The organism is Nesterenkonia haasae, assembly GCF_010119385.1.
In the GTDB taxonomy this organism is placed as follows: domain Bacteria; phylum Actinomycetota; class Actinomycetes; order Actinomycetales; family Micrococcaceae; genus Nesterenkonia; species Nesterenkonia haasae.
In genome coordinates this window covers 1-2,216 of sequence record NZ_VFIE01000032.1, presented here as the reverse complement: position 1 = coordinate 2,216, position 2,216 = coordinate 1, and the positions used below count along the sequence as shown (strand labels likewise).

General features: G+C 64.1%; 2 protein-coding genes and 1 pseudogene. All 3 read left to right on the top strand.

All coding sequences use genetic code 11. The features are described from left to right. Positions 1–192: pseudogene (locus tag FH975_RS15585) on the top strand (hypothetical protein); the annotation flags it as partial. Between the two features lie 119 nt (positions 193–311). Then, on the top strand, positions 312–1,757 hold the full coding sequence (locus FH975_RS15580; RefSeq protein WP_162322105.1) for a variant leucine-rich repeat-containing protein: 1,446 nt from the start codon (positions 312–314) through the stop codon (positions 1,755–1,757). Positions 1,758–1,924: 167 nt separating this feature from the next. Beyond that, positions 1,925–2,216 (top strand): hypothetical protein (locus tag FH975_RS15575; RefSeq protein ID WP_162322104.1); only part of this gene is annotated, 292 nt, incomplete at its 3' end.

The following is a 2,216-nucleotide window of genomic DNA, read 5'->3' as shown; positions in this document are numbered from 1 at the left end:
GGCTACGTCACCGATATGGCATGGTCACTGCGAGATGTCCGGGGCGGAGACATTGAGATGTTTACCCTGCCGAACCATGGCATCGGCACGGCCGGTTCTGAGTCCGTTGTGGTCGCTGACTTTGACGCCTTCACCGAGGCCGGCGAAGCCATGCGGGAAGGCCGGTTCAGCGAGTACGCCGACCAGAACTGAGCTGCCACCAGCCGTACGGTAGGGCGAGGCCCCGCCCCACAATGTCACGTTTCTGAACGCGTAATGCCCTGGCGCCTGATTGTGCGCTGAAACGGAGCTCAACCTATGCTGGGTTGACAATGACCGAGAACCACGACCTCGAGGCGCTGGCCTCCAATCCGCACACCGACTGGGACGTTCTCCACTGGATCGCCGAGAACCACCCTGAACTCCGCCCAGTCATCGCCGCGAACCCCGGTGCCTACCAAGAGCTCATTGACGCCCTGGGCGCCCTGGGAGATCCCAGGATCGACGCCGCCATCGCCCAGCGCGAAGCCGCCGGTGGAGTCACCAGCGCACCTGAGACGGATCCCCTCGTCACCAGTCCCTTGGATGGTCTCTGGGACACCACCGGGTACACTCTGGCGGCCCAGCAGGCAGCAGCCTCCGCTCCAGAGCCAGAGCCAGAGCCATCTGAGCCGACTGGCCCCGAGCCACTGTCCGCCTCCGAGTCAGAACCCGCACCAGCCCCCGAACCGGAACCAGCCCCAGATCCTGCACCAGCCCCCGAACCGGTGCCCACCCCGGTGCCCGTGTCTGCACCTGAAGCTGAGTCCGAGCCGCAGGTCGCAGAAGAGCCTGAACCTCAGCGGTCAGAGATGCCCGCATTCCTGGCCGCGGCCCCCACCAGCGCGGAGTCGGAGAGTCCCCGCCGTGGCCTCCCGCTCTACCCCATCGCAGCGGTCGTCCTGGGGCTCCTAGGAGTCGGCGCGATCATCGGACTACTGGTGGTGCTCTTCGGCGGTGACGATGATGACCAGCCAGTCGCTGAACCACCAGCACCGACCAGCCCCGCACCTGAAGAAGATGACGACGACGTCACCGAGGATCCAGCCGGCGAAAACGGCACCGAGGACGCAGCCGCCACCGAAGATGAAGAAGACGACGAGGCCGACCAGGAGGCCATCGAAGAAGCACGCACCGCAGTAGCCGGGCTTCCGGAGGAATCCTCCTGCGAAACTGACACCGACGCCTCCGTAGTCGCAGCGTTCCTCGCCGTGGCAGCTGAGGACGACGGCTGGGCCTCAGATGAAGACCCAGACATGCTGGAATCCACCTTCGGCTCCCTGCAGTCGGAATGCTCCTCCACTCACGCCGCCGCCGTATTCGAATCTGCGCGCAGCGGCGCACAGGCCCCCGAAGACGGTCACGGGGAGATGCTCACCAGCGTCGGCACCCAGTGGGTCGACCGCGAGATTGAGCTGCGAGGCGCCGAACAGATGAGCGGGTTCTCCGCCCAGAACGGCAATGTGGAATGCGAGTTCGACGACGGCGTGACCTGCACCGTCTACCAGACGAACCCCCAGCTCTGCGATGAGGGCACCACGTACACCATGACCGTCGACGGAGTCGACGTAGACTGCGATGCCCACATAGAACCCGGTGGACGCGAGACGCTCAACTTGGACGAAAACGCCACTGACGGATTTCTGGTGTGCATGGAGATGAGCGACCGGGTCACCTGCTACAACAGCATTGATCCCTTCGGGTTCGAAATCTCCAACACCGGCAACTACTCCTACTGAGATAAGGCCTGACCTAGCGTAATCAGGCGGCTCTGCACTGGGATTCGGAGCACTGGAGTGCCCTAAGAACTCGCATTCAGATTCACCTTGCCGTGGTGAGATCACCCGCCTTTGCGCATCTTCGCCGGGTCGGGGTGGTGTCGGGGGTGGCGGATAAAATTGTGGGTATGGAAGGCAAGTTGGATGCTCACTCTTCGGCACCGGTTCCAGTGCCGGTGCCGGGGTCGTTGCAGGTGCCGGGGTCGTTGGGTCATCTTGCCCAGGTGCCTGAGTTGGTGTCTGCCTGGCAGGCTCAGGTAGCGGCCCGGCGTGCTGAAGCGTCGAAGATTGAGCACCTTCTGGATTACCTGGACCGGCGCCTGGCGGAGTGTGCTGGTGAGACTGTGGTGGGCCGTGCTGAGGTGCGGAAGGCCGCGGTCCGTGATGCTGCGGTGGTGCTGGGTGTCAGTGAGCGCACCA